The 25117-nt window shown below is 64.8% G+C and carries 28 protein-coding genes; 8 read left to right on the top strand and 20 right to left on the bottom strand.

Going from position 1 to position 25117, the window contains the following annotated elements; all coding sequences use genetic code 11:
- Positions 1–19: 19 nt before the first annotated feature.
- The 4 genes from BLR92_RS07220 to def form a co-directional block, all read right to left on the bottom strand.
- Entirely contained in the window at positions 20–226 is a 207-nt protein-coding gene (locus tag BLR92_RS07220; protein ID WP_089727028.1) for a dodecin, read from the bottom strand.
- A gap of 73 nt (positions 227–299) precedes the next feature.
- Entirely contained in the window at positions 300–1619 is a 1320-nt protein-coding gene (gene rsmB / locus BLR92_RS07215) for a 16S rRNA (cytosine(967)-C(5))-methyltransferase RsmB (RefSeq protein WP_089727026.1), read from the bottom strand.
- Complete coding sequence (gene fmt, locus BLR92_RS07210) at positions 1616–2620, bottom strand: methionyl-tRNA formyltransferase (protein WP_089727025.1); 1005 nt, start codon at positions 2618–2620, stop codon at positions 1616–1618. The genes rsmB and fmt overlap by 4 nt, the downstream gene beginning before the upstream one ends.
- Before the next feature lie 108 nt (positions 2621–2728).
- A complete protein-coding gene (gene def / locus BLR92_RS07205) occupies positions 2729–3241 on the bottom strand; it encodes a peptide deformylase (RefSeq protein WP_089727502.1) in 513 nt (170 codons plus the stop codon).
- Positions 3242–3481: 240 nt separating this feature from the next.
- Here def and BLR92_RS07200 point away from each other — a divergent pair, with 240 nt between their 5' ends.
- The 5 genes from BLR92_RS07200 (at position 3482) to aroE (ending at position 8190) form a co-directional block, all read left to right on the top strand.
- Complete coding sequence (locus tag BLR92_RS07200; RefSeq protein WP_217636547.1) at positions 3482–4573, top strand: LysM peptidoglycan-binding domain-containing protein; 1092 nt, start codon at positions 3482–3484, stop codon at positions 4571–4573.
- Positions 4574–4583: 10 nt separating this feature from the next.
- Positions 4584–5666 (top strand): DNA-processing protein DprA, encoded by a 1083-nt coding sequence (dprA, locus tag BLR92_RS07195; protein ID WP_175488756.1) that lies wholly within the window; start codon positions 4584–4586, stop codon positions 5664–5666.
- Positions 5667–5741: 75 nt separating this feature from the next.
- Complete coding sequence (locus BLR92_RS07190; protein ID WP_089727021.1) at positions 5742–6299, top strand: L-threonylcarbamoyladenylate synthase type 1 TsaC; 558 nt, start codon at positions 5742–5744, stop codon at positions 6297–6299.
- A 75-nt stretch (positions 6300–6374) separates the two neighbouring features.
- Positions 6375–7295 (top strand): oxygen-dependent coproporphyrinogen oxidase, encoded by a 921-nt coding sequence (gene hemF / locus BLR92_RS07185; RefSeq protein ID WP_089727019.1) that lies wholly within the window; start codon positions 6375–6377, stop codon positions 7293–7295.
- 82 nt (positions 7296–7377) lie between these two features.
- Positions 7378–8190 carry a shikimate dehydrogenase gene (aroE, locus tag BLR92_RS07180; RefSeq protein ID WP_089727017.1) on the top strand — a complete coding sequence of 271 codons (813 nt, stop codon included), beginning with the start codon at positions 7378–7380 and terminating at the stop codon, positions 8188–8190.
- On the opposite strand, the gene BLR92_RS07175 is transcribed toward aroE, so the two are convergent.
- Both BLR92_RS07175 and BLR92_RS07170 read right to left on the bottom strand, forming a co-directional pair.
- Positions 8191–8448 (bottom strand): hypothetical protein, encoded by a 258-nt coding sequence (locus BLR92_RS07175; RefSeq protein WP_089727015.1) that lies wholly within the window; start codon positions 8446–8448, stop codon positions 8191–8193. It abuts the gene before it with no gap.
- Positions 8448–9242 (bottom strand): M48 family metallopeptidase, encoded by a 795-nt coding sequence (locus BLR92_RS07170; protein WP_089727013.1) that lies wholly within the window; start codon positions 9240–9242, stop codon positions 8448–8450. The genes BLR92_RS07175 and BLR92_RS07170 overlap by 1 nt, the downstream gene beginning before the upstream one ends.
- Positions 9243–9365: 123 nt before the next feature.
- Between BLR92_RS07170 and BLR92_RS07165 the strand changes: the two genes are divergently transcribed.
- Positions 9366–10232, top strand: a complete 867-nt coding sequence (locus tag BLR92_RS07165) for an ATP-binding protein (protein WP_089727011.1) — start codon at positions 9366–9368, stop codon at positions 10230–10232.
- Here the strand turns inward: BLR92_RS07165 and der are convergent.
- From der to trmJ, 14 genes are all read right to left on the bottom strand, one after another.
- A complete protein-coding gene (der, locus tag BLR92_RS07160) occupies positions 10229–11632 on the bottom strand; it encodes a ribosome biogenesis GTPase Der (RefSeq protein ID WP_089727009.1) in 1404 nt (467 codons plus the stop codon). The two genes, BLR92_RS07165 and der, sit on opposite strands and share 4 nt — an antisense overlap.
- Positions 11629–12789 (bottom strand): outer membrane protein assembly factor BamB, encoded by a 1161-nt coding sequence (gene bamB / locus BLR92_RS07155; protein ID WP_089727008.1) that lies wholly within the window; start codon positions 12787–12789, stop codon positions 11629–11631. The genes der and bamB overlap by 4 nt, the downstream gene beginning before the upstream one ends.
- Positions 12786–13445, bottom strand: a complete 660-nt coding sequence (locus tag BLR92_RS07150) for a YfgM family protein (protein WP_089727006.1) — start codon at positions 13443–13445, stop codon at positions 12786–12788. Before BLR92_RS07150 ends, bamB begins: the two co-directional genes overlap by 4 nt.
- Positions 13446–13529: 84 nt before the next feature.
- On the bottom strand, positions 13530–14810 hold the full coding sequence (hisS, locus tag BLR92_RS07145; protein ID WP_089727004.1) for a histidine--tRNA ligase: 1281 nt from the start codon (positions 14808–14810) through the stop codon (positions 13530–13532).
- Between the two features lie 50 nt (positions 14811–14860).
- Positions 14861–15976: a flavodoxin-dependent (E)-4-hydroxy-3-methylbut-2-enyl-diphosphate synthase gene (gene ispG, locus BLR92_RS07140; RefSeq protein WP_089727002.1), complete on the bottom strand. Its 1116-nt coding sequence runs from the start codon at positions 15974–15976 to the stop codon at positions 14861–14863.
- Between the two features lie 10 nt (positions 15977–15986).
- Positions 15987–17054, bottom strand: coding sequence for a RodZ domain-containing protein (locus BLR92_RS07135; RefSeq protein ID WP_089727000.1), 1068 nt, complete (start codon positions 17052–17054; stop codon positions 15987–15989).
- A gap of 28 nt (positions 17055–17082) precedes the next feature.
- Entirely contained in the window at positions 17083–17832 is a 750-nt protein-coding gene (gene pilW, locus BLR92_RS07130; protein ID WP_089726998.1) for a type IV pilus biogenesis/stability protein PilW, read from the bottom strand.
- A 152-nt stretch (positions 17833–17984) separates the two neighbouring features.
- Positions 17985–19124 carry a dual-specificity RNA methyltransferase RlmN gene (gene rlmN, locus BLR92_RS07125; RefSeq protein ID WP_089726996.1) on the bottom strand — a complete coding sequence of 380 codons (1140 nt, stop codon included), beginning with the start codon at positions 19122–19124 and terminating at the stop codon, positions 17985–17987.
- A 60-nt stretch (positions 19125–19184) separates the two neighbouring features.
- A complete protein-coding gene (gene ndk / locus BLR92_RS07120; RefSeq protein WP_089726994.1) occupies positions 19185–19610 on the bottom strand; it encodes a nucleoside-diphosphate kinase in 426 nt (141 codons plus the stop codon).
- A 191-nt stretch (positions 19611–19801) separates the two neighbouring features.
- Entirely contained in the window at positions 19802–20128 is a 327-nt protein-coding gene (locus BLR92_RS07115) for a HesB/IscA family protein (RefSeq protein ID WP_089726992.1), read from the bottom strand.
- A gap of 33 nt (positions 20129–20161) precedes the next feature.
- On the bottom strand, positions 20162–21310 hold the full coding sequence (locus tag BLR92_RS07110) for an aminotransferase class V-fold PLP-dependent enzyme (RefSeq protein WP_089726990.1): 1149 nt from the start codon (positions 21308–21310) through the stop codon (positions 20162–20164).
- A gap of 43 nt (positions 21311–21353) precedes the next feature.
- Positions 21354–21824, bottom strand: coding sequence for a Fe-S cluster assembly transcriptional regulator IscR (gene iscR / locus BLR92_RS07105; RefSeq protein ID WP_089726988.1), 471 nt, complete (start codon positions 21822–21824; stop codon positions 21354–21356).
- A gap of 129 nt (positions 21825–21953) precedes the next feature.
- On the bottom strand, positions 21954–22874 hold the full coding sequence (gene cysE, locus BLR92_RS07100; RefSeq protein WP_245704133.1) for a serine O-acetyltransferase: 921 nt from the start codon (positions 22872–22874) through the stop codon (positions 21954–21956).
- Positions 22875–22980: 106 nt separating this feature from the next.
- Complete coding sequence (gene trmJ / locus BLR92_RS07095) at positions 22981–23751, bottom strand: tRNA (cytosine(32)/uridine(32)-2'-O)-methyltransferase TrmJ (protein ID WP_089726986.1); 771 nt, start codon at positions 23749–23751, stop codon at positions 22981–22983.
- 174 nt (positions 23752–23925) lie between these two features.
- Between trmJ and BLR92_RS07090 the strand changes: the two genes are divergently transcribed.
- Together BLR92_RS07090 and BLR92_RS07085 are read left to right on the top strand one after the other, a co-directional pair.
- Positions 23926–24720, top strand: a complete 795-nt coding sequence (locus BLR92_RS07090; RefSeq protein ID WP_089726984.1) for an inositol monophosphatase family protein — start codon at positions 23926–23928, stop codon at positions 24718–24720.
- A 97-nt stretch (positions 24721–24817) separates the two neighbouring features.
- Positions 24818–25117, top strand: a 300-nt coding sequence (locus tag BLR92_RS07085) for a helix-turn-helix domain-containing protein (protein WP_139171580.1), incomplete at its 3' end; no start/stop codon positions are given.

Here is a 25117-nt window from a genome sequence, read left to right as displayed (position 1 = left end):
GACCCGTGCCGTTGCGCCATCAACGCAGGGTGAAACCGACCTTGACGGTGACCTGCCAGTGAGTGATGCGGCCATGTTCGATATGGCCGCGCGTGTCGACCACTTCGAACCAGCGCATATCGTGCAGGGTTTCGTTGGCCTTGGCGATGGCCTGATCGACGGCGTCCTCGATGCCCTTGGGCGATGAGCCGGTCAGTTCGATGTGCTTGTAGATATGATTGGTCATGGACTCTCCTTGATTCCCGAATAAAAGATCGGTCCTGCCGCTTGCAGTATAGGAGTCACTCGTTGGTCATTGTCTAACTCTTTGCTTTCACGAGTCTTGCGTAAAAGAAGCCATCGTGGCCACCGGGTTGGGGTAGCAGTTGGCGCCCGGCACCGGCGCCACGGCCCCAGGCGACGTCTTGGGGTGTGCTCGCCGAGGCATCGGCGGTGCGTGCCAGAAAGGCCTCGATCACCTCGGTGTTTTCCTCGGGCATCACCGAACAGGTGGCGTAGAGCAGGGTGCCGCCGGGGGCCAGGGTCCGCCATAGATTGTCCAGCAGTCGGCCCTGCAACACGGCCATCTCGCGAACGTCGCTGGGCCGGCGCAGGCGCTTGATATCTGGATGGCGGCGTATCACGCCGCTGCCTGAGCAGGGCGCGTCGAGCAATACGGCATCGAAAGGCGTGCCGTCCCACCAATCGAGATTGCTGGCATCGGCATGTTGCAGGCGCGCAGCGAGCTTGAGGCGCTCAAGCGTCGCAGTCACGCGCGCCAGACGCGAGGCATCGCTGTCGATGGCGGTCATGTCGATATCGAAGGCTTCGAGCAGGTGCGCGGTCTTGCCACCGGGCGCGCAGCAGGCATCCAATACCCGGGCATTGGCGCGGCCTTCGAGCGCTGGCGCGAGGAGTTCACAGGCCAGTTGCGCGGCTTCGTCCTGCACGCTGACCCAGCCATCGGCGAAGCCGGGCAATTCGGCGATATCGCAGGGCTCGGCCAAGGTCAGGCCGTCGCTGGCATGCACGCAGGGCGTGACGGCCTTGTCCGCCGCTGCCAGCCGTTCGAGGTAGGCGTCGCGGTCGACATGGCGACGGTTGACACGCAGCGTCATCGGTCCCGGCTGATTGTTGGCCTCGGTGATGTCGCGCCAATCGTCGGGCCAGGCACGACGCAGGGCCTTGAGCAGCCAGGCGGGATGCAACAGCGCAACGCTGGCGTCTTGATCGACGCGTGCCTGCAAGGCCACCGATTCGCGCTGCAGGCGTCTCAGGCAGCCGTTCAACACCCGGGTCGCCCATTCCTTGTCGAGCGCTCGCGCGGCGCCGGCGGTTTCGCCGACGGCCGCATGCGCCGGCACGCGTAGATAGAGCAACTGATAGATGCCCAGCAACAGCAGCGCCTGGATATCTGCGTCGCGGGACTTGAAGGCGCTGCGCAGCAGTTCCTGGGCCAGCGCCTCCAGGCGTGGCAGGGTCCGGCAGACGCCGTAGCACAGCGCGCGCAGGAAGCCACGATCGCGCGCGGCCACGCTCTTGTCGTCGAGGCTCGCCAGGGAGCCCTTGCCGGTGATGACCGGCACCAGCGCGCGCGCGGCGGCGACGCGAACGCCCTGGCCACTGGGAGCATCGTTCATGCGCGGTCCTCCTGATGGGTGTCGCCAAGACAAGTGCCGGGGGTAAAGCGCGCGGCACGCGAATTGAGCAGGTCGCGTACCGCCAGCGGCTTGCCGCCGGGCAATTGCGCGCGGGTCACGTGCAGCACGTCACGGCCTTCGGGGCCGCAGGCGATACGTAGTGCATCGGGCGTAGGATCGAGCAACGTGCCGGGGCGATGCTCCGCCGTGGCGCCGTTGGTGCGTGTTTCAGCCAGCCCCTGTTTTTCAGCGAACCAGAGCCGCAGCGGCTCGCCGGCGAGGGTGGTCCAGGCCACCGGCCAGGGATTGAAGGCGCGAATGCGCGCGGCCAGCTCCGTCGCCGGTCGGGTGAAGTCGAGTTCGGCTTCGGCCTTGGAGAGCTTGCCGGCGTAGCTTACGCCCTCGGCGGGTTGTGGGGTTGCCGCGGGGCCCTCATCGGCCAACGCATCGAGCGCCGCCACGATCGCCTCGCCGCCAAGTCCGGCCAAGCGGTCGTGAAGCTCGCCAGCGGTGGTGGTGGCGTCGATTGGTGTGGTGCGGGTCAGCAGCATGGCGCCGGTATCGAGCCCGGCGTCCATCTGCATGATGGTGACGCCGGATTGGCTATCGCCGGCTTCGATGGCGCGCTGAATCGGCGCCGCGCCGCGCCAGCGCGGCAGCAGCGAGGCATGCACGTTGAGACAGCCCAGACGGGGGATGTCGAGCACCGCTTGGGGCAGCAACAGGCCGTAGGCGACGACCACCATGACATCGGCGTTCAGCGCGGCCAGATCGCGCTGGGCGGAGGGGTCCTTGAGCGTGCTGGGCTGGCGTACGTCGATCCCGTTTTCCAGCGCCAGGGCCTTTACCGGGCCGGGCTTGAGCTTGCGCCCGCGACCGGCTGGGCGATCCGGTTGGGTATAGACGGCGGCGATGGCGTGGCGACTGGCCAGCAGCGCGGCAAGACTTTCGGCGGCGAAATCCGGCGTGCCGGCGAATACCACGCGCAGCGAGTGGGACATGAACGGCATCCATGGCAAGAAGTATGCAGCTAATGATAAAGGAGGGGAGCGCGAAGCTGAAATGCCGAGGGCCACCGATCGGTGGCCCTCGCTATGGCGTGGCAGGCGTCAGGCGCTTTGTGCTTGCCGATGACGCTTCTGCATCTTCTTCATGATCCGCTCGCGCTTGAGCGGCGAGAGATAGTCAACGAACAGCACGCCTTCTAGATGGTCGTGCTCATGCTGAATGCAGTGCGCGAGCAGCCCTTCGGCCTCCAGCTCGTAAGGCTGGCCGTCGCGATCCAGGGCCTTGAGATTGACGCACAGGGCGCGCGGCACTTCGGCGAAGTATTCGGGAATCGATAGGCAGCCTTCCTGCATCGGCTCGCGCTCGTCGCCGATGGGCGTATATTCGGGGTTGATCAGCACCAGTGGCTGGGACTGATCGTCGCTGACGTCGATCACGATCACCCGGCGATGCACGTCGACCTGCGTGGCGGCCAGACCGATGCCGGGAGCGTCGTACATGGTTTCGAGCATGTCGTCGACCAGGGTACGTACCTCATCGTCGACGCTATCGACCGGCGCGGCCTTGGTGCGCAGGCGTTCGTCGGGAAACTCGAGGATTTCTAGCTTGGCCATGGCGTTGAAATTACCGTTGTGCAGTAGTGCGAGAATATTATCCATATTGTAGAACGCAGTGGCGGGTAACGGAACCGTCACCCTCGTCATCATGACGATAGCGCTCGACTATCGGTAGGCGGGGTAGATGCGCCATACTCGAACTTTCATACTAGACGGTATGACTGTGTTCGGTCGCGAAGGTTCGTGGTAAACCGATGGTTTGACAACATAAGATCCAAAATACCAGGGACGCCGGGGATGAAACGAATAACCAACCACGCCATGGGGCGGCTAGGCATGATGCTGAGCGTGGCGCTATGCGCCGTGCTGCTGACGTTGCCCGCCATGGCGCAGCCCAGCGGCCTGCGCGATGACGCGCCCAGCCGCTACACGGTCGTCGAAGGCGATACGCTATGGAGCATCGCCGGGCGCTTTCTCAACGCTCCCTGGGAATGGCGCGAGGTGTGGCGGGTCAATTCGCAGATTCGCAACCCGCACCTGATCTACCCTGGCGACAGCGTCTATCTCTACTATCAGGATGGCCAGCCGCGCCTGGGTCTCGAGCGCGGCCAGGGCGATGTCGTGCACCTGTCGCCGGAGGTTCGGCGGGTGCCGCATCGCGAGGCGATTGCCCCGCTGCCGCTGGATACCGTACTGAACTTTCTCGATGCCAATCGCATCGTCGAGCCCGGCGCGATCGAAGCGGTGCCCTACGTGGTCGCCGGTGACGATCGGCGGATCATCAGTGGCGCCGGGGATCGCATCTACGTGCGCGGCGAGTTGCCCATGGGCGAGCGCTTCGGCCTGTATCGGCCGGGTCAGCGCTACGAGGACCCCGAGACCGGCGAGTTCCTCGGCCTGGAACTGGTGACGCTGGGCGAGGCGCGCTTCGTCCGCCGGGACGGTGACATCGCGTTGCTCGAGGTCGTCTCGTCGCGTCAGGAAATTCGTGGCTCCGATCTGGTTCTGCCGCTGGAAGCGTTGCCGGTGACCGCGGCTTTTCAGCCACGCGCTCCGGCGGGCGAACTCGAGGGGCGCATCCTCTCGGTGCCCGGCGGCGTGCGCTTCGTCGGTCGACTGGAGGTGGTGGCATTGAATCTGGGCCGTCGCGACGGCCTCGAGCCCGGCCATGTGCTGGCCGTCGAACAACTCGGCGAGCAGGTCGTCGATCCCGTCACCGAGGAGCTGCTGCGTCTGCCCGGCGAAGATGCCGGACTGCTGATGGTCTTTCGCGTCTACGACCGGGTCAGCTACGCCCTGGTCATGCACGCGACCCGCAGTCTGACGATAGGTGACCGGGTACATACGCCGCAGAGCAATGCCTTTCTGGCCAACCATAAAGGCGACTGAGCGCATGTCGATGACTGCCAGGGAATGGCTACTGCTGTCGTACCTGCCCGGATTGGGTCCGCGCCGCTTGATGACACTGCGTGAGCGTCGAGCGGACTGGCCGCATGGCTGGCTGGCGCTGTTGCCCGCCGCCGCGCGCGATGCCCTGCGCCTGTGGCTCGAGTATCCCTCGCGCAGCCCGTTACAGGCGAAGATCGAGCGCGCACTGGCCTGGGAGGCAGCCAGTCCCGCGCACCACCTGCTGTTTCCCGGTCACGCGGCCTGGTCGGCGCTGCTCGACGAGTTGCCCGACCCGCCGGCGCTGCTCTGGGCGCATGGCGAGCTGAACGCCTTGGCGGTGCCGGGCGTGGCCATGGTCGGCTCGCGGCGGCCGACCCGCGAGGGGCTGGGCAATGCGGCCCGCTTCGCCGCCGATCTCGCCGGTGCCGGGCTGTGCGTGATCAGCGGCATGGCGCTGGGTATCGATGGCCGCGCTCATCATGCGGCGTTGCAGGCCGCAGGCCCGAGCATCGGTGTGCTGGGTTGTGGCATCGATGTGATCTATCCATCGAGTCACCACGATCTCTATCGGCGCATGCTCGATCAAGGTGGGCTGCTGCTTAGCGAGCATGCCCCTGGCACGCGCGCCAACCCGGCGTTCTTTCCGCGTCGCAACCGCATCATCACCGGTCTGGCGCTGGGCGTGCTGGTGGTCGAGGCGGCCGAGAAGAGCGGCTCGTTGATCAGCGCGCGGCTGGCCATGGAGCAGAATCGCGAGGTGTTCACGCTGCCCGGTTCGATCAACAACCCTCAGGCGCGCGGTTGTCTGGCGTTGCTGCGCCAGGGCGCGACACTGGTCACCTGTCTCGACGACATGCTCGCCGAGCTTGGCCACTGGGCGCTTGCGCCGGCTATTACGCGGACAGCCATCGAGACGCCCGCCGCCCCGCAAGATTCGCTGCTGGACCTGCTCAGCGACGCCCCGACGCCGCTGGACCTGCTGATCGAGCTGAGCGGCCAGGGCTTTGCGCACTGCCAGCAGCGGTTGCTCGAGCTGGAACTCGACGGCTGGGCGGCACAGGCGCCGGGTGGCTGGGTACGCCAGCCCCGATAGACCCGAGCGGCTGCCGTAACATGACGGACATGCTAGAATTTGCGGCGTTCTTCAATGAGTCGGAGCCCCGCAAAGATGACCGATCGCCATGCTGTCGATGCCGCTATCAGCGCCCTGCGCGCGGGTGGATTGATCGCCTATCCGGCCGAGGCGATATGGGGACTGGGCTGCGATCCGGATAACCAGGCGGCGTTACAGTCGCTGATCGATCTGAAGCGTCGCGACCCCGCCAAGGGGTTGATCCTGATTGCCGGCGATATCGCCCAGTTCGAACCCTGGCTGGCGGGGCTGGAGCAAATCCATCGCCAGCGTCTGGCGAGTAGTTGGCCGGGACCCAATACCTGGCTGGTGCCGGATAATGGCCGCTCCCACCCGTTACTGCGCGGCGAGCATACCCGCGTGGCGCTGCGCGTCACCGATCACCCGCTGATCATCGAGTTGTGCACCGCCTTCGGCAGCCCCATCGTTTCCACGTCCGCCAATGTTGCCGGCGAGCCACCGGCGCTCGATGGCGCCTCGGTACGCCGCACGTTCGGTTCGGCCATCGCGGCAGTCATCGAGGGGCCGCTCGGTGGCCATGACCGGCCCAGCACCATTCGCGATCTGGTCACGGGTGAGGTCTTACGCGCCTGACACGGCCCGTGGGCATGCCATGTATTCAATTCGCCGCCTATAGTCGGCGGTTCGCCCGGACCCAAGGAGACCCCCGTGGCACACGACCTTCTCGACGACGTCAAACGCTACCTGCTCGATCTGCAGGATCGCCTCTGCCAGACCCTGGCCGAGGAGGATGGCGGTGAGTTTCGCGAGGATGCCTGGGAGCGTAGCGAAGGCGGTGGTGGGCGCTCGCGAGTGCTCGAAGACGGCGCGCTGTTCGAGAAGGGCGGCGTCAACTTCTCGCACGTTTATGGCGCCACGTTGCCGGCATCGGCCAGCGCCGCGCGCCCCGAGTTGGCCGGACGCAGCTTCCATGCGGTCGGCGTGTCGTGGGTGATGCATCCGCGCAATCCTCACGTGCCGACCAGCCACGGCAACGTGCGTTTCTTTATCGCCGAAAAGCCGGGTGAGCCAGCGGTGTGGTGGTTCGGCGGCGGCTACGACCTGACCCCGTTCTACCCGAGACTGGATGACGTGGTGCATTGGCATCGGGTCGCCCGCGATGCCTGCGCGCCGTTCGGCGACGACGTCTACCCGTGTTTCAAGCGCTGGTGCGACGATTACTTCTATCTCAAGCATCGCGACGAGACGCGCGGCGTCGGCGGGCTGTTCTTCGACGACCTGAATAGCTGGGATTTCGCGACCTGCTTCGCCTTTCAACAAGCGATAGGAAACAGCTTCCTCGAGGCTTATCTACCGATCGTGCAGCGCCGGCGCAACATGGACTACGGCGAGCGTGAGCGGGCCTTTCAAGCCTACCGGCGTGGGCGCTACGTGGAGTTCAACCTGGTCTGGGATCGCGGCACGCTGTTCGGCCTGCAAAGCGGCGGGCGCACCGAGTCGATCCTGATGTCGATGCCGCCGGTCGCCGAGTGGCACTATGGCTGGACGCCCGAGCCGGGGAGCCGCGAGGAAGCGCTGTATCGCGACTACCTGCGCCCGCGCGACTGGCTGGGGGAAGTCACCGAATGATCGCCTGCACGGGCTCGGCGCCCCCCAACGAATCGCTGCATTGCGCGATACTATAAAGCTCGCCTAACAAGGAGAGAATTTGATGAGCGACCGTTATTGCGTATTCGGCCATCCGGTCGGTCACTCCAAGTCACCGCGCATTCATACCGTCTTCGCCGAGCAGACCGGCGAGTCGCTGCGCTACGAGGCGATCGAAGCGCCACTCGACGATTTCGCCGGCGCCTGGCGGGCGTTTGTCGCCGAGGGCGGGCGTGGCGCCAATGTGACCGTGCCGTTCAAGGAACAGGCCTACCGCCTCGCCGATGTTCTCAGCCCGCGCGCCCAGCGCGCCGGTGCGGTGAATACCCTGATGGTGGGCAAGCATGAGCGTGTTTATGGCGACACCACCGACGGTGTCGGTCTGGTACGCGACCTTCAGGCGCATGCCGCGCCGCTCGAGGGCGCGCGCATTCTGGTGCTGGGTGCCGGTGGCGCGGTGCGTGGCATTCTCGAGCCGCTACTCGCCGCCAACCCGGCGGCGCTGATGATCGCCAACCGCACCGCCGCCAAGGCCGAACGGCTGGCGAGCGATTTCGCCGATCTGGGAGAAACCACCGGCGGCGGTTTCGATGCCGTGGTCGGCACCTTCGATCTGGTGATCAATGGCACCAGCGCCAGCCTGGGCGGCGAGCTGCCGCCGCTACCCGATGAGCTGTTCGCCGATGGCGCGCTGGCCTACGACATGATGTACGGCGCCGAGCCGACGGTATTTTTGCGTTGGGCGGCAAAGCGCGGCGCGCGCACCGTCGATGGCCTGGGCATGCTGGTCGAGCAGGCCGCGGAGTCGTTTTTCCTGTGGCGCAACAAGCGCCCCGATACCGCGGCGGTACGCGAGATGTTGCGGCGGTCGCGATAATCAGCGGCGCTTGACGTAAAGCCCCAGAAAGCACATCACCAGCCCCGCCACCGATAGCAGCATGCCGCCGTTGCCGAGCCAGGGGTGGCGCTCGAGAAACGACACGAACGGTTGCGGCTGCGCACGGCAGGCCTCGCTTAGATAATCCCAGTGGCCGCCGGAAAGCTGGCACTCACGCACATCGCCCAACTCCCAGAAATACATGCCGAGTAGCACGAAAATCGGCACGATCAGGGCCAGTGTTCCCCAGCGGGTCATCAGCCGGGTGCCTGGCAGCTCGGGCCCGAGCCCGCGGCGCGCGCCTGCTCATACAGCGCCATGGCTTCGTCCATGTGCGCCTGAAGGCCGTTGATGCGCTGGCCGTGGCTGGGGTGGGTCGAGAGCCATACCGGTGGTTGGCCCTGGCTGCCGGCCGACATGTTTTGCCACAACTCGATGCTGGCGCGCGGGTCGAAGCCGGCCTGGGCCATCAGGTTCAGCCCAAGGGTGTCGGCCTCGCTCTCGTGCTGGCGCGAGAAGGGCAGGATGATGCCGTATTTGGCGCCCATGCCGAGCAGCCCCATCAGTTGCTGACCGCCAGCGCTGTTCAAGCCGGCGGCGGCTTGCAACACCGATAGCCCGGTCTGTGTCGCGGCCTGGGTGGAAACGCGCTCGTTGGCGTGGCTGGCGAGCACGTGTGCCACCTCGTGGCCGATTACCGCGGCCAGTTGATCCTGGTTGGTCGCCACGTCAAGCAGGCCGGTATTGACGCCGATATGCCCACCCGGCAGGGCGAAGGCGTTCGCCGAGCCGTCCTTGAAGACCTTGACTTCCCAGGTTTCGCCGGCGTTCAACTCACCCGTGATGGCCGTGGCCACGCACTGAACATATTCACCGACCTGGCCACCGACCACCGGCAGTTCCTGCTCGTATTGCGTGAAGCTCTGTGCGCCCATCTCTTCGAGCTGTTCCTCGGAGAACAGCGTCAGCTGCGAACGCCCGGTGGGCGACTGGCTACAGGCGGCGAGCGTTAGCACCAATGCGCCGGTGGCGGCGCGCATCATCCACTTCATCGTTAACATCCTTTGTTGTCCGTCTGGACCGTGAACATGATCGGCTCCAAGATACCCGGATGCCCTTTGGGGTCAACCTTCGCGTTCTTTCGTCAATCCGTAACCATGGGGAGAACCCAGCACATGGATGCCGAGCTGACTCAGCGTCTCGTTGTATTACTCGATCGCGTCGAGGCCTGGCTACCCGCCGAGCCGCCGCGACTGGATTGGTCGCGCGATGTCGCCGCGCTGTGGCAACGCCACGCACTCGGCGGCCAGTTGTTGCCGGTTGCGGTGCGCGATGCCCTCACGCTGGACGATCTGCTGGGCATCGAGCGCCAGAAGGGAGCCTTGCTCGACAACACCCGGGCCTTTCTGCGCGGCTTGCCGGCCAACCATGCCCTGCTGTGGGGCGCGCGGGGCAGTGGCAAGTCGTCGCTGGTACGCGCGCTACTCAACACCTTGGCCAGCGAGGGCCTGCGCCTGATCCAGGTCGACCGCCACGACCTGGTCAGCCTGCCTGGGCTGGTACAGCAATTGCGCGACGCGCCACAGCGCTTCGTGGTGTATTGCGACGATCTGTCGTTCGAGGGCAACGACGATGCCTACAAGGCCCTCAAGAGCGTGCTCGATGGCACCCTGACCGGACCGCCGGAAAACGTGCTGCTGTATGCGACATCCAATCGTCGTCATCTGCTCCCCGAGTCGCTCGCCGATAACGCCGACACGCGCCTGGTCGGCGACGAGCTGCATCACGGCGATGCCGTCGAGGAGAAGATATCGCTGTCCGATCGCTTCGGCCTGTGGTTGGCCTTTCATCCGTTCAACCAGGCGACCTACCTCGATACCTGCACCCACTGGGTCGCTCGCTTGGGTGGCGGCGATGCCTGGAACGATGAAGCCCGTGAAGCGGCGATTCGCTTCGCGACACTGCGTGGCGGGCGCAGCGGTCGCGCCGCCTGGCAGTTCGCCTGCCAGTGGGTGGGGCAACTGGAGCTGGAAAAAGCCTAGCGGCGCCGGTTCTTGCGCGCCTCCTTGGTCCTTCCCAGCTCGCGCTTCTTGGCCTTCTCGCGGTCGCTGGCACCGGCGTCGGCGTCGAAGGGGTTGGCGCCCGAGCGAAATTCGAAGCGCATCGGCGTGCCACGCACCTTGAGCACCTTGCGAAAGGTATTGGTCAGGAAGCGCTTGTAGGCTTCCGGCAGGGAGCCGGTCTGATTGCCATGCACGACGATGATCGGCGGATTGGTGCCGCCCTGGTGAGCCATGCGCAGCTTGATGCGTCGGCCATGCACCAGCGGCGGCTGATGCTCGCTCACCGCGTCCTGCAGGATGGTCGTCAGGCGATTGGTCGACCAGCGTCCGGTAGCGGCCTTGAAGGCACGCTCGACCGAAGGGTAAAGGTCGCCCACCGCCGTGCCGTGCAGCGCCGAGATGAAATGCAGGTCGGCATAATCGGCGAAGCCCAGGCGACGCTTGATGTCGGCGCGCATCTTTTCGCGCTGTTCGCTCTCGAGGCCATCCCACTTGTTGACCGCCAGTACCAGCGCGCGCCCCGAGGTCAGTACGTAGTCGAGCAGGTGCAGGTCCTGTTCGACCAGACCGCCGCGCGCATCGAGCACCATGATCGCCACATGACACTCCTTGATCGCCTCGAGGGTCTTGACGATCGAGAACTTCTCGGCGATCTGGCTGATGTTCTTGCGCCGCCGCACGCCGGCGGTATCGACCAGCACGTAGGGCCGGCCGCGCCGCTCGAAGGGGATCTCGATGGCGTCGCGGGTGGTGCCGGCCTCGTCGAACACCACCACGCGCTCCTCGCCGAGCAGGCGGTTGACCAGCGTCGATTTGCCGACGTTGGGGCGGCCGATCACGCCGATACGAATACCCTTGTCGGTGGCCGGCACGTAGCCGTCCTCGCGCTCGGGGAACGGCGCCAGCACCTCGTCGATCAGGGTGGTGACGTTGCGCCCGTGAGCGGCGGCGATAGGGTGCGGATCGCCGAGCCCCAGGGTCCAGAAATCGGCCATCGCCGAATGCTCTTCGAGGCCGTCGGTCTTGTTGACCACCAGCCAGGTCTTCTTCTGATTGACGCGCAGATGGTTGGCGATGGCCTCGTCGGCGACGTTGAGTCCGGCGCGGGCATCGACCATGAACAGCACGATATCGGCTTCGTCGATGGCCACCAGCGACTGCTCGGCCATGGCGGCGTCGATGCCGTCCTCGTCACCGCTGATGCCGCCGGTGTCGATGACCGTATAGGTCTTGTCGCCGAGCTGGCCGTTGCCGTACTTGCGATCCCGCGTCAGACCGGGGAAGTCGGCCACCAGGGCATCGCGCGAGCGCGTCAGGCGGTTGAAGAGGGTCGACTTGCCGACATTGGGTCGGCCAACCAGAGCGATTACGGGATTCATGGAGTTTGGTCGGTGGATTCCAGGCGGTAGGCGTCGAGCTCGCCATCGTTGGTCATGACATAGACACGCTGTTCGCCGGCCAGCAGTGGCAGGCTGACGGTGTTGCCAACCTCCTGGCGTCCGACGATTTCGCCACTCTCGGCGTCGAGCAGGTGCACATAGCCTTCATAATCACCCAGCGCGATACGTCCGTCGACGAATACCGGCGCGGTCAGCGAGCGGCCCTCGAGGGCCACGGACTCCCATATCACGCGGCCTGACAGGGCATCCAGCGCCAGTACGTGGCTACCTTCGGTGACGGTGAACAGGGTATCACCGACCAGCAGCGGACTCAGGTAGCTGGAACTCTCACGCTCCCAGAGTATTTCGCCACTGGTGGCTTCCAGCGCCAGCAAGCGGCCGTTGTAGCTGGTGATGTACAGGCGTCCGTCCTGGGTCAGCAGCGGCTGGCCGTCGAGGTCGACCAGTCGATCGACTTCGGTGCGGCCGCGTGGCACGGCGACGCGCATGTCCCATAGCGGCTGTCCGCTACGGTTGTCCAGCGTGACCAGGCGGCCATTGGCGAAACCGGCGAAGGTGACCGGGTCGATTACCCGCGGCGTGCCGGTGCCACGCAGGGTCAATGCCGGCTCGCTGCTGGTGTAGACCCAGCGTTCCTCGCCGGTCGCGCGATCCAGTGCGGTTACCGCGCCGTCGACACTCTGCACTACCAGCAGTTCGGTATTGGGCTGAGGCGGGGCGAGCACTTCGCTGGAGACCGGCGCCCGCCACAACACGTCGCCGCTTTGCTGGTCGATAGCCAGCACTTCGCCGTTACGCGTGCCCAGATAGAGCTGGCCGGCGACGGCGGTCAGGCCGCTGGAGACCGGCGTGTCGAGCTGGATCTCCCAGAGTGTCTCGCCGCTGGAGGCGTCGATGGCGCGCAGCAGGCCGGATTGATCGGCGGCGAATAGTCGGCCGTCATCCAAAGCCGGGGTGATCGGATAGCGGGCGATGCCCAGGCCGTCGCCGATACCCTGGCTCCAGACGTGCTCGAGTTCGGTGTTGGCATCGAACGAGGTCAGCGGCTGGGGCGGATATTCCGGTTCGACCTTGCCGGCGCAGCCGACCATTAGCGTCGTCAGCAGTGCCGGTACGATCAGCTGGGAAAGTTTCATAGAGTGGCATCCTCCGCACCGAGATTGTCGAGCTTGAGCTGTACGCCATAGACTGGCTGGCCGGTTTCCTGTGACAGGTTCAGCGCCGTTTGATAGGCCTCGCGGGCGTCATCCTCGCGGCCCAGGGCGAGCAGGATATCGCCACGGGTATCGGCGCGCTGGGCGCCGAGCGCATCGGGGACGCCGGCCTCGAGCGATGCCAGGGCCGCTTCGGCGTCGCCTTCGGCGAGTTGCAGTCGAGCCAGACGCAAGCGGGCCAACCCCTTGAGGTAGTCGCGCTGGGTATTCTCGATCAGCGCTTCGAGTGCGCCGCTGGCGGCAGCGAGGTCGCCGTCGGCGATCGCCACGCGCGCCTCGATCAGCGTGGCCAGATCGGCATACAGGGTATCGCCATGCGTGTCGCTGATCTCGCCGATCAGTCGCTGCGCCTCGGCCAGGGCGTCACCCTCGAGGGTCGGCCGGCTGGCCAGTGTCAGCAGTTGTTGATAGCGCATCGAGGCGGCCTCGGCCTGATTGGCCTGGTAGCTCTGCCAGGCTTTCCAGCCGACGACCGCGACGACGGCTATGACCACGCCGACGATCAGCGAGGTGCCGTTTTCCTTCCACCAGCGCTTGAGTGCTTCAAGCTGTTCTTCTTCGGTTCTTAGCTCCGCCACGGGCGGTCTCCTTTACGGTCTTTCCGATAATTGGCTGCACTCGCCGATTCCCGGACAAGGTCTCAATGAGTTTGCATCATTCATTCAGCGCAGGAGTTCCCGCAGCCGCTCGATGGCGGCGTCGCGCGGCAGGGTTTCCTGCTCGCGCTCCTCGCGCAGATACTTGAGCCCCAGCGTGCCCTGGGCCACTTCTTCCTCGCCGAGGATCAACGCCAGGCGCGCGCCGCTCTTGTCGGCCTTCTTGATCTGGCTCTTGAAGCTGCCGCCGCCACAATGCACGTGCAGCGCCAAATCGGGTAGCACATCACGCAACTGCTCGCCGAGCAACAGTGCCTGGTGCTCGGCGCGCTCGCCGATGGCCAGCAGATAGGCGTCCACGCCGTGCTGGCTCTGTGCCGGCACCAGGTCGAGAGTCTCGAGCAGCAGGATCAAGCGCTCGACGCCCATCGCGAAACCTACCGCTGGGGTCGGCTTGCCGCCGAGTTGCTCGACCAGCGCGTCGTAGCGGCCACCGGCGCATACCGTGCCCTGGCTACCGAGTGCCGTGGTGGTCCACTCGAACACGCTGCGCGAATAGTAATCGAGGCCGCGCACCAGTCGCGGATTGATGCGGTAGTCGATACCGGCGGCATCGAGCAGCGCGGTGAGCTGCGCGAAATGTTCGCGCGATGGCGCGTCGAGATGATCGAGCAATTGCGGCGCGCCGGCCAGCATCGTGGCCATGTCGGGATTCTTCGAGTCGAGAATGCGCAGCGGGTTACTCGACAGGCGCCGGCGTGAATCCTCGTCGAGCACGTCGAAGTGAGACTCGAAGTAGGCTACCAAGGTACTACGATAGGCGGCACGAGCCTCGAGCGAGCCCAGCGAATTGAGCTCCAGCGTAACGTGCTCGAAGAGCCCCAGTTGCTTCCAGAGTCGCGCCGACAGCAGGATGAGTTCGGCGTCGATGTCCGGGCCCTGCATGCCGTAGGCTTCGACCCCGACCTGGTGGAACTGGCGATAGCGACCCTTCTGAGGGCGCTCGTGGCGAAACATCGGGCCCTGATACCACAGCCGCTGGGTCTGGTTGTGCAGCAGCCCGTGCTCCATCGCCGCGCGCACGCAACTGGCGGTGCCTTCGGGACGCAGCGCCAGGTTGTCGCCATTGCGATCCTCGAAGGCGTACATCTCCTTTTCGACGATGTCGGTGACTTCGCCGATGGAGCGGGCGAATAACGCGGTCTGCTCGACGATGGGGGTGCGGATCTCACGATAGCCATAGCGCAACATCAATGCCGCGACCTGGCCCTCGAAGTATTGCCACAGCGGCGATTGTTCGGGCAACAGGTCGTTCATGCCACGAATGGCCTGGATCTTCTTGCTCAAGGGGTTGCTCCTGGATGCCGGGCGGCGCGGCGCCCGGCGAAAACGAAATCTCAGCTTTGGCGAGCGATCATGTCCTGCTCGGCGGCCTGTTTCTCGCGCACCTTGTCGCGAATCAGGCGCTCGAGATCGTCGACCAGGTGGTCGTTACGCAGCTTGGAGGCCGGCTTGCCGTCGAGGTAGACGAGGTTGGCCGGGCTACCGCCGGTCAGGCCGATATCGCTCTCCTTGGCTTCGCCGGGGCCGTTGACCACACAGCCGATCACCGAAACATCGAGCGGCGTCATGATGTCCTCGAGACGCTCCTCGAGCGCATTCATGGTGCCGATCACGTCGAAGTTCTGGCGCGAACAGCTCGGGCAGGCGATGAAGTTGATGCCCCGCGAGCGCAAGCGCAGGCTCTTGAGCATGTCGTAGCCGACCTTGACCTCCTCGACCGGGTCGGCGGCCAGCGACACGCGAATGGTGTCGCCGATGCCGTCCATCAGCAGCATGCCCAGCCCGATCGACGATTTGACGGTGCCCGAACGCAGGCCGCCGGCCTCGGTGATGCCCAGATGCAGCGGCTGTTCGATCTGCTGGGCCAACTGGCGGTAGGCGGCCACGGCCATGAACACGTCCGAGGCCTTGACGCTGACCTTGAAGTCGGCGAAGTCGAGGCGTTCGAGGTGATCGATATGGCGCATGGCGGACTCGACCAGCGCTGCGGAGGTCGGCTCGCCGTATTTCTTCTGCAGGTCCTTTTCCAGCGAGCCAGCGTTGACGCCGATGCGGATCGGAATGCCATTGTCGCGCGCCGCGCTGACCACCGCGCGCACGCGGTCCTCGCGACCGATATTGCCGGGGTTGATACGCAGGCAATCGACGCCGAGTTCGGCGACGCGCAGGGCGATCTTGTAGTCGAAATGAATGTCGGCGACCAACGGCACCCGCACCTGGCGCTTGATGCGGCCGAAGGCCTCGGCGGCATCCATGTCGGGCACCGAGACACGCACGATATCGGCGCCGGCCTGTTCCAGGCGCTGAATCTGCGCGACCGTGGCGGCGACGTCCAGCGTGTCGGTATTGGTCATGCTCTGCACGGCGATGGGGGCGTCGCCGCCCACCGCCACCGAGCCGACGTGGATCTGGCGCGATTTGCGCCGCTGGATCGGAGACTGAGCGTGCATGGCGGCTAGTTCATTCTCCCAGATTGAAGCGGGCGACATTGTTGCCACCCGTGTAGGCGGCAAGATCGACCGGCTGGTTAAGATAGGTCATTTCGACGCCGGTGGCATTGCCGATGGTCAGGCGGAAGGGCGGTTCGCCCTCGATCGTGACCTGAGAGCCGGCGGGCTGCAGGCCGACCAGAATGCGTTCGTCGGTGGCGTCGAATATCTCGGTCCATGACTCTTCACTGAAGACCAACGTGATGCTGCGCTCGTCGATGACCGCTGGCGCGTCCTGTGCTTCGGTCGCGGTGGCCGCGGCGCCGGCCATGTCATCGGCGCTCGTTGGCGCGGCTGCATCGGCCGTCTCGCTTGGAGAAGTGGCCGGGGCAGCGTCGGCAGGGGGCGTAGCGTCGCTTGCGTTGCCGGGTTCGACGGCGCCTGTTTCAGCGTCTTCGGCAACCGCATCGCTGGTCGGCTGATCGCTGGCATCGCCGGCGTTCTCGTCGACCAGTCCGAGATCGTTGCCTTGCTCGGGCAGGGGCGGCAATGTCTCGTTGGTTGCGTCGCCATCGATGGCCGTGTCGCCAGCGGCACTCTCGCCATTCGCTTGTTCATCGAGCGACTGCACGGCGTCCTGGCCGCCGAGCTCGCCAAGGCCGAGCAGGTCGTTGCCCTGGCGGCTTTGCCACCACAGTAGCGTCAGGCCGATCAAGCCGAGGATGACCAGCAGCGTTACCAGCTTGAATATCCAGGCGCCGACGCGCGATGGTGGCTTGGTGGCATGCACCGGGGATATTTTACGCTCGATATCGTTACGCCCGTGCTGGGCATTGTAGGCGTCGACGACCTTGGCCTCATCGATGCCCACCAAGCGCGCATAGGCCCGCAGGTAGCCACGCCGATAGGCGGCGACGGGCACCTGATCGTAATTGTCGGCTTCGAGCCCGGTGACCACCGCTGGGCGCAGGTTGAGCTGCACAGCCACTTCGTCGAGGTTCATGCCCAGGCGTTCGCGCTCACGCTTGAGCATCTGGCCGGGGGATGGCAGGCCAGCGGTGTCAAGGTGGGCTTCCTGTCGTTCCTGTGCTTCGCTCATGACTGAGCATTCCTCTTGAATTCGGTGGTCAGGGGGCGCCTTTGGAACCGTTCAGTTGCCGCGAATAAAAGGCGGCGCTGGCGGCGTCTCCACGTGCGTTGGCGATTTTCTCGGCCAGGCGCAGGCTGGCGGAATTGGCGCCTGCCAGTCGAATATACGATTGCAACTGCTCCCAGGCGCGCTCGTTATTGCCCTGCGCGTAGTTGATTTCGGCCAACGTGTAATAACTACGCGCGCTGCGCGGATTGATGTCCTGCGCGCGCTGCAGGCTCTTGCGCGCCGCCTCGAGATTGCCCAGCTCCCGCTGGCACAGGCCCAGGTTGGTGAATAGCTGGGCCCGGTCGTCATAGTCGATGTTTCGCGAAGCCCGTTCGAGTTGGTCGCAGGCTTCGGCGATGCGTCCCTGACTGTACAGGAACGCCGCGTAATTGTTACGTGCGCGGGTAAAATCCGGTGCGGCGCTCAAGGCACGCTCGAACAGCTTGTCGGCCAGTTCGTTTTCACCCTGAAGCTGATAGATCAGCGCGCGAGTCTGTAGCGCATCGGGGTTGCCGGGGTCGATCGCCAGCGCCTTGTCGAGTTTGTCATGGGCGCGGACCAGATTGCCCTGCTCCATGTATTCGATGCCCATCCTGACGTTGAGGGCCACCGCCTGCTCGGAGTCCGTTGTGGTAACTGGACCTTCCAGTGTGGTCGATACACAGCCGGACAGCCACAGTGCGCCGAGCATGACGACGCACACGAGAAGCGGCGATGACGAACGGCACTGGCGAATCATGCACTCCTCTCGATTGGCATTCCGGTGTCCCTGTCGTTGACGACGGCGTCCGGGCGGTTGTGCGCCCCGCGACTCGGCGCATCGTCGCTGACGATGCAAAGCGTACTCATCAAAGCGCCGTGACCGATTGAAGTCAAGATCGGGCCTGGCATTCAGTCGGCATCCAATTGAATCGATTGGATATAACGCTCATGACGGCGGGTACGGTCCTTGACTCGGCCGACCAGTTGGCCACAGGCGGCATCGATGTCGTCGCCCCGCGTGGAGCGGATCGGCGCCGTGTAGCCCAGCTCATACAGCCACTGCTGGAAACGCATCGTCTGGTTGCGCGACGGTTTTTCATAACCGGAGTGTAGAAACGGGTTGAACGGAATCAGGTTGATCTTGCACGGCAGTTCGCGCAGCAATTCGGCGAGCTGCTCGGCATGCTGGCGTTGATCGTTGACGTCTTTGATCAGCGTGTACTCGATGGTGATCATGCGCGCGGCGTCGCACTTGGCGAGGTAACGCTGGCAGGCATCGAGCAGGGTGCGAATGTTGTATTTGCGATTGAGCGGCACCAGCTCGTTGCGCAGTTCGTCATTGGCGGCATGCAACGAGACGGCGAGGCTCACGTCGAGTTCGTCGCCGAGCTTGTCGATCATCGGTACCACGCCCGACGTCGAAAGGGTGACGCGACGCTTGGACAGCCCATAGCCGTTGTCGTCGAGCATCAGCTTCATCGCCGGCACGACGTTGTCGTAATTGAGCAGCGGCTCGCCCATGCCCATCATCACCACGTTGGTCACCGGGCGGTTGGCGGTGTCGCGGCGCGGCCCGCCACTGCGGCTGGCCACCCACACCTGGCCGATGATCTCGGCGGCGGTGAGGTTGCGCTGAAAGCCCTGCTTGCCGGTGGAGCAGAAACTGCAATCCAGCGAACAGCCGACCTGCGAGGAAACGCACAGCGTGCGGCGATGGCCGTTTTCGGCCGGGATCAATACGGTTTCGACGTAGCTGCCATCCTCGACTTCCAGCACCCACTTGCGCGTGCCATCGCTCGAGGTGCCCTCGTAGACCACGCCGGGACCACGCACCTCGGCAACTTCGGCGAGACGTGCGCGCAGCGCCTTGGACAGATTGGTCATGGCCTCGAAGTCGTCGCAGCCGTCATGATGAATCCACTTCATCACCTGGCTTGCGCGAAACTTCTTCTCGCCGATGGAGAGAAAGAAGGCCTCCATCTGCTCACGGGACAGTCCGAGCAGATTGGTGAGGGTGCCACCGTTGGGAGCGCGAGTGGTTGAAGTCATGAGGGTATCGAACGTCGTGGGGGGAGCGAAAGCGGGGGCATTGGCCCCCGCGGAGTCGGATCAGCGCGGGCAGATCTCATCACTGCCGAAAAAGTAAGCGATTTCACGCTCGGCGGATTCCGGCGAGTCGGAGCCATGTACGGCGTTAGCGTCGATGGACTGGGCGAAATCGGCGCGAATGGTGCCCGGCGCGGCTTCTTGGGGGTTGGTGGCGCCCATCAGGTCGCGGTTCTTGACGATGGCGTCGTCACCTTCGAGCACCTGGACCAGCACCGGACCGGAGGTCATGAAGCCGACCAGATCGCCGAAGAAGCCGCGGTCCTTGTGCTCGGCGTAGAAGCCTTCAGCCTGCTCCTTGGAGAGGTGCAGCATCTTGGCGGCGACGACCTTGAGGCCGGCCTTTTCGAAGCGGCTGATGATCTCGCCGATCGCGTTCTTGGCGACGGCATCGGGCTTGACGATGGACAGGGTGCGCTGGCTAGCCATGCGGCGTTCTCCGTAACGGGTCATAGTGGTTAATACGGCTGCGCGCCGCAGAGGCGGCGCGCAGAAAATTCACTCGGCGATGCGACCGGTCGCGAGCCTGAGGGCGAGTGCGCGGCCAACGCCGAAAATCGCGCCATTATAGCGCCTTGACACGTGTAACGCACCCATCGTGGGGCGTGCCGAGGTGTCGATCACACGCTGAAGCTTTCGCCGCAACCGCATTGATCCTTGACGTTGGGGTTGTTGAAGCGGAAGAAGCGGTTGAGGCCCTCCGAGACATAATCCACCTCGCTGCCGTCGAGCATGTCCAGCGCCTGAGGGGCGACGAAGACCTTGGCGCCGTGCTCCTCGAAGGGCACATCGTCGTTGGCCGCCTGATCGGCGAAGTCAAGGACGTAGCTGTAGCCCGAGCAGCCGCTGGGCTTGACGGTGACGCGCAGGCCGAGGCCATGCCCACGTTCGTCGAGCACCTGACGAATCTGCTGGGCGGCGGCGGGAGTGATCGAAACATGCGCCATGATTAACCTCCTGAATGAATGCGGACTTGCCGACTAGCGGCGAAGTGCCGTGACGGCGTGACGTATCTCGGCGACGGCGGTGTCGATGTCGGCCTCGGACGTGAAGCGCCCGAGGCTGAAGCGTAGCGCCGTCAGCGCGCGCGATCGCGGCACGCCGATGCCTCTTAGTACATAGGATGGCTCGACGCTCGCCGAGTTGCATGCCGAACCGGTGGAAACCGCGATATTGCGTAGCGCCATGAGTAGCGATTCGCCATCGACGCCGTCGAAGGCGAGATTGATGATATTGGGTACCGCCACCGCGACGTCGGTATTGCGGTGAATGCCTTCGATGTCATCGAGGCCGTCGAGAAAACGCCCGGCAAGCGCGCTGGCACGTGCCTGGTCGGCCGCGGCTTCGGTCGCGGCCAGGGCGCAGGCCTCGCCCATGCCGACGATCTGATGGGTCGGCAGGGTGCCCGAGCGCATGCCGCGTTCATGGCCGCCGCCGTGAATCAGCGCCTCGATGCGAATGTCGGGGCTGCGTCTGACGTACAGCGCGCCCACGCCCTTGGGGCCGTAGACCTTATGCCCCGACAGCGACATCAGGTCGATACCCAGGTCGTCGACATTCAGGGGAATGCGCCCCACGCCCTGAGCGGCATCGACATGAAACGCCGCGCCGCGCGCATGCACCACCGCGGACAGCGCGGCCAGGTCATTGATCGCGCCCAGTTCGTTGTTGACCGCCATCAGCGACACCAGCACGGTATCCTCGCGCATCGCCTCGGCCAGCCGCGAAGGGCTGATGCGCCCATCGCTGCCGGGCGTCAGCCAGGTCACCTCGAAGCCTTCGGCCTCCAGGGCGCTGGCGGTATCCACCACCGCCTTGTGCTCGATGGTCGAAGTCACCAGATGGCGGCCACGCGCGCGATTGGCGCGCATGAAGCCGATCAGCGCCAGGTTGTCGGCTTCGGTGGCGCCGGATGTCCAGACGATCTCGCGCGGGTCGGCGCCGATGATGTCGGCGACCTGGCGGCGTGCGCCCTCGACCGCCTGTTCGGCCTGCCAGCCGGGCATATGGCTGCGCGACGCCGGGTTGGCGAAGATCCCATCCAGGGTCAGGTGGCGGCTCATGGCCTCGGCGACACGAGGGTCGACCGGGGTGGTCGCGGCATAGTCGAGATAAATGGGTGCGTTCATGGCGCTGTTGGCAACATCCTGCAAGTCATCGGGTGTGTGCCCGCTAGGGCGTGTCGATGGCAATGGTGTCATCGTCGGTACGCAGGCGCTGGCGGGCGGCGATGCTGCGCACGTCATTGCGCTTGACCAGGTCGTTCAGGGTGATGCCATTGAGAAAGCCGTGGATCTCGTGGGATAGCTCACACCACAGATGGTGGGTGAGGCAGATATCGCCCTTCTGACAATCCGACAAGCCCTGGCAGCGCGTGGCATCCACCGACTCATCGACGGCATCGATGACCCTGGCCACCGAAACCTGCGGTGCTGGTACCGCCAGCAAGTAACCGCCGCCCGGGCCGCGCACGCTTTTGACCAGTTGGGCGCGACGCAGCCGTGCGAAAAGCTGCTCGAGATAGGACAGCGAGATTGCCTGGCGCCGCGAGATATCGGCCAGGCTGACCGGCCGTTGGTCGGCATGCAGGGCCAGGTCGAGCATCGCGGTAACGGCGTAACGTCCTTTGGTGGTCAGGCGCATAAGGGTATCAAGCGCATAAGCGTCGGTCGGATGGCCGGAAGAAAGCGCCAAGGCGGCGTCAGCCCTAGCGAAGCTAGACGGCCATTATGGGAAAACCTAGTAGAACGGTCAACAATTCCGACAGCCGACTCAGCGCCGCTCGTTCGAACGCTTGCGTGGCGTTATCGGTTCATCGGCTTCGTCGTGCTTCGCCGATGACTTCGGTGGCTTTGGCTCTGGTTCTGGCTCCGGCGGCGCGGGCGGCGTATCGCTGCTCGAGCAGCAGCTTTCGGCATCGGCGAGCATCTCGGCGAAATCCTCGTCGCGCAACTCGGGCAATTGGCCGTTGCGGTAGCCGGCGTCGAGCTTGCACAGGGTATTGCACATCGACTCGATACGCTGGTCGACGGCATGCATGTGATCGAGCATCGCCTGCATCGAGCGCGCCACCGGGTCGGGCATGTCCTGGCTGACCCCGTAGGCGTCGAAGCCGAATTTCTGGCGCATGGCCTCGCGGCGCTCGGGGTCGAAGATTGGCGGTTCCTCGACGTGGGGATCGGCGCGCTTGACGATCTTGCCGGGAATGCCGACCACCGTGGCGCCGGCCGGCACCTCCTTGGTGATCACCGCGTTGGAACCGATCTTGGCGCCGGTCCCGACCACGAACGGGCCGAGGATCTTGGCGCCGGCGCCGACGATCACGCCGTCTTCTAGCGTGGGGTGGCGCTTGCCCTTGTTCCAACTGGTACCGCCCAGCGTGACGCCCTGATAGAGCGTGACGTCGTCGCCGACTTCGGCGGTCTCGCCGATCACCACGCCCATGCCATGGTCGATGAAGAAGCGCCGGCCGATGCGTGCGCCGGGGTGAATCTCGATGCCGGTCAGCCAGCGGAACAGGTTAGAGACGCTACGCGCCAGCCATTTCAGGTTGTGCCGCCACAGCCAATGGCTCAGGCGATGCGCCAGCAAGGCGTGCAGGCCTGGGTAGTTGGTCAGCACTTCGAGGAAGTTGCGCGCCGCGGGATCGCGGTCGAACACACTGTCAATGTCTTCACGCAGGCGACTGAACATACAGCGATCCTTATGGCGGGCCCGGTCGAAAGACGAAGGCGACGACGATTCGTAGACACCCCATTATTGGGGCAGTGTCACGACCCTGCAAGATGTGGCGCGGGGATCAGCCTCGGCCGCTTCGTGCGCGCTTTTCCACGGCGCTGAGAATGCCGCGCAGGATATTGATCTCCATCTGGTCGGGCCGCGCGCGCAGATACAAGCGGCGCAGGCGCGCCATCAGTTGGCGCGGGTTATCCGGGTCGTGAAAATCGATGGCGATCAGGCTGCGCTCGAGGTGCTCGAAGAAACGCTCGAGATCGGCGTGGCTGGCCAGCGGGTTGTCCCAGGCGGTGCCGAAGGGACTGTCGTCGCCGGGGGGCTCCTGCGTGCTTTCCTGGGTAGCCAGCCAGGCTTGGCGACATTCGTAGGCGAGCACCTGGACCGCCGCGGCCAGGTTCAACGAGCTGAAATCGGCGGCGGTGGGAATATGCACATGGCGATGGCAGCGTTGCAGTTCGGCGTTGGTTAGCCCGGTGTCTTCGCGACCAAACACCAGCGCCAGGCGGGCGTCGTCGGGCGCCAACTCGGCGGCCAGCGTCTCGCCGAGCTGACGCGGGGTAATCATCGGCCACGGCAGCGTGCGCGAGCGGGCGCTGGCGCCGACCACCAGGGTGGCATCGCTTACCGCCGCGTCGAGCGTTTCGTGAATGCGTGCCGCGGCGACCAGCTCGTCCGCGCCCGAGGCTCGCGAAATGGCCTCGCTGGAACGTGCCTCGCAGCGTGGCGTCACCAGCGCCAGATCGCGCAGGCCCATATTCTTCATCGCGCGGGCAACGCCGCCGATGTTGCCGGGGTGACTGGTGCCGATGAGGACGATGCGAATGCGCTCGAGCATAGGGCCTGGGCCTGCCGGGTTGCGAAAGTAGTAGGGCGCGGATTCTAGCATGCTGGCTCCGCGCGAGCTTCAATGGCGGTTGTGAGTGGAATCTGCTAGGATTCGCGCCGGATATCTTCTACCCGAAGGCATATCCTCGTTCTTTAACAGTTACCGACTCCTCAAGGTCCGATCATGCATCCGATGGTCCAATTCGCGTTGCGCGCCGCGCGTAGCGCTTCCGAGCAATTCGTGCGTATTCGCGAGCGCATCGAAGTCGCACACGAAGACCGCAATCTCGATGGCTTGTTGGAAGATGCCGCCCGCAATGCCGAAACATTGATCGTTCGCCAACTGGCTCGCGGCTATCCGCAGCATGGCGTCGTCGGACGTTACACGCCGCACCGTGACGGTGAAGGCGAAGGCCGCGACACATTATGGAAGATCGAACCCTTCCATGGCTATTCCAACCTGGGCGTGGCCGGTAACGGCTTCGCGCTGTCGCTGGTCTGTCTGGTCAAGGGCCGCCCCGAACATGCCGTGGTGATCTGCCCGTTCAACGACGACGAATACCTGGCCAGTCGCGGGCGTGGCGCCCAGCATAACGGCAAGCGTATTCGCGTGACCAAGGCGACCAGCGTCACCGGCATTCGTGCCGCCATGGGGTTGCCGGAAGGCGACTTCCGCTCGCGCTATCTGCCGACCTATATGAACATCGCTCAACAGCTTGGCCCGCAGATCGATACCCTGACGGCGAGTGGCTGCCCATTGCTGGATATCGCCGAAATGGCTGCCGGGCGCGCCGATGCGGTCTTCGTGTTGGGTCTCGAGGAGCAGGACAGCCTGGTCGGCGCCTTGCTGCTCAGGGAGGCCGGTGCCTTGATGGGCGGCCCCGACGGCGGCCCCAACGTGACCACAGGTGGCCCGCTGATGGCTGCCGGACCGCGTCTCTACAAGGCGCTGGTGCAGGTGCTCAAGCCGCACATGTGAGTTGAGAGCCGGAAGCTTGAAGCTGTAAGAAAAACCGCCCCCATGGTGAACTGCACCCCGAAAGTTGGACACCCAATCCAACCTTCGGGGTGTTTCTATGAGCAATCGGTACGACGAGTGGTTCAAGCTGCGGGTGGTGCAGCAGTGTTTACGTGAGGAGACCAGCTTAAGGGAAGTGGCACGTCAGCACTGCCTGGATGCGTCCACCGTACGGCAATGGTTGGACAACTACCGGCAGCATGGCGTGACGGGGCTGCGCAAGAAATACACACACCGCAGTGCGGCTTTCAAGCTGGCAGTACTTGAGAGGATGTGGCGAGATGGCTTGTCACATCGTCAGACTGCGGCCCTGTTCGATATCCGTGAGCGCCGCGCTATTGGCAGATGGGAGCGTCAG

Origin of the sequence: Modicisalibacter muralis (assembly GCF_900102945.1) — a bacterium.
In the GTDB taxonomy this organism is placed as follows: domain Bacteria; phylum Pseudomonadota; class Gammaproteobacteria; order Pseudomonadales; family Halomonadaceae; genus Modicisalibacter; species Modicisalibacter muralis.
The sequence above is the reverse complement of the archived record's forward strand: the minus strand, read 5'-3'. Positions and strand labels throughout refer to the sequence as shown.

Coding starts and splice junctions, on each gene's coding strand:
- aroE (WP_089727017.1), top strand. CDS start 7,378: ATGAGCGACCGTTATTGCGTATTCGGCCATCCGGTCGGTCACTCCAAG.
- ndk (WP_089726994.1), bottom strand. CDS start 19,610: ATGGCTAGCCAGCGCACCCTGTCCATCGTCAAGCCCGATGCCGTCGCC.
- rlmN (WP_089726996.1), bottom strand. CDS start 19,124: ATGACTTCAACCACTCGCGCTCCCAACGGTGGCACCCTCACCAATCTG.
- BLR92_RS07090 (WP_089726984.1), top strand. CDS start 23,926: ATGCATCCGATGGTCCAATTCGCGTTGCGCGCCGCGCGTAGCGCTTCC.
- BLR92_RS07175 (WP_089727015.1), bottom strand. CDS start 8,448: ATGACCCGCTGGGGAACACTGGCCCTGATCGTGCCGATTTTCGTGCTA.
- BLR92_RS07200 (WP_217636547.1), top strand. CDS start 3,482: ATGAAACGAATAACCAACCACGCCATGGGGCGGCTAGGCATGATGCTG.
- iscR (WP_089726988.1), bottom strand. CDS start 21,824: ATGCGCCTGACCACCAAAGGACGTTACGCCGTTACCGCGATGCTCGAC.
- trmJ (WP_089726986.1), bottom strand. CDS start 23,751: ATGCTCGAGCGCATTCGCATCGTCCTCATCGGCACCAGTCACCCCGGC.
- BLR92_RS07110 (WP_089726990.1), bottom strand. CDS start 21,310: ATGAACGCACCCATTTATCTCGACTATGCCGCGACCACCCCGGTCGAC.
- BLR92_RS07115 (WP_089726992.1), bottom strand. CDS start 20,128: ATGGCGCATGTTTCGATCACTCCCGCCGCCGCCCAGCAGATTCGTCAG.
- der (WP_089727009.1), bottom strand. CDS start 11,632: ATGAATCCCGTAATCGCTCTGGTTGGCCGACCCAATGTCGGCAAGTCG.
- dprA (WP_175488756.1), top strand. CDS start 4,584: ATGACTGCCAGGGAATGGCTACTGCTGTCGTACCTGCCCGGATTGGGT.
- BLR92_RS07165 (WP_089727011.1), top strand. CDS start 9,366: ATGGATGCCGAGCTGACTCAGCGTCTCGTTGTATTACTCGATCGCGTC.
- pilW (WP_089726998.1), bottom strand. CDS start 17,832: ATGATTCGCCAGTGCCGTTCGTCATCGCCGCTTCTCGTGTGCGTCGTC.
- BLR92_RS07135 (WP_089727000.1), bottom strand. CDS start 17,054: ATGAGCGAAGCACAGGAACGACAGGAAGCCCACCTTGACACCGCTGGC.
- BLR92_RS07190 (WP_089727021.1), top strand. CDS start 5,742: ATGACCGATCGCCATGCTGTCGATGCCGCTATCAGCGCCCTGCGCGCG.
- BLR92_RS07220 (WP_089727028.1), bottom strand. CDS start 226: ATGACCAATCATATCTACAAGCACATCGAACTGACCGGCTCATCGCCC.
- bamB (WP_089727008.1), bottom strand. CDS start 12,789: ATGAAACTTTCCCAGCTGATCGTACCGGCACTGCTGACGACGCTAATG.
- fmt (WP_089727025.1), bottom strand. CDS start 2,620: ATGTCCCACTCGCTGCGCGTGGTATTCGCCGGCACGCCGGATTTCGCC.
- BLR92_RS07170 (WP_089727013.1), bottom strand. CDS start 9,242: ATGAAGTGGATGATGCGCGCCGCCACCGGCGCATTGGTGCTAACGCTC.
- rsmB (WP_089727026.1), bottom strand. CDS start 1,619: ATGAACGATGCTCCCAGTGGCCAGGGCGTTCGCGTCGCCGCCGCGCGC.
- def (WP_089727502.1), bottom strand. CDS start 3,241: ATGGCCAAGCTAGAAATCCTCGAGTTTCCCGACGAACGCCTGCGCACC.
- cysE (WP_245704133.1), bottom strand. CDS start 22,874: ATGTTCAGTCGCCTGCGTGAAGACATTGACAGTGTGTTCGACCGCGAT.
- ispG (WP_089727002.1), bottom strand. CDS start 15,976: ATGCACGCTCAGTCTCCGATCCAGCGGCGCAAATCGCGCCAGATCCAC.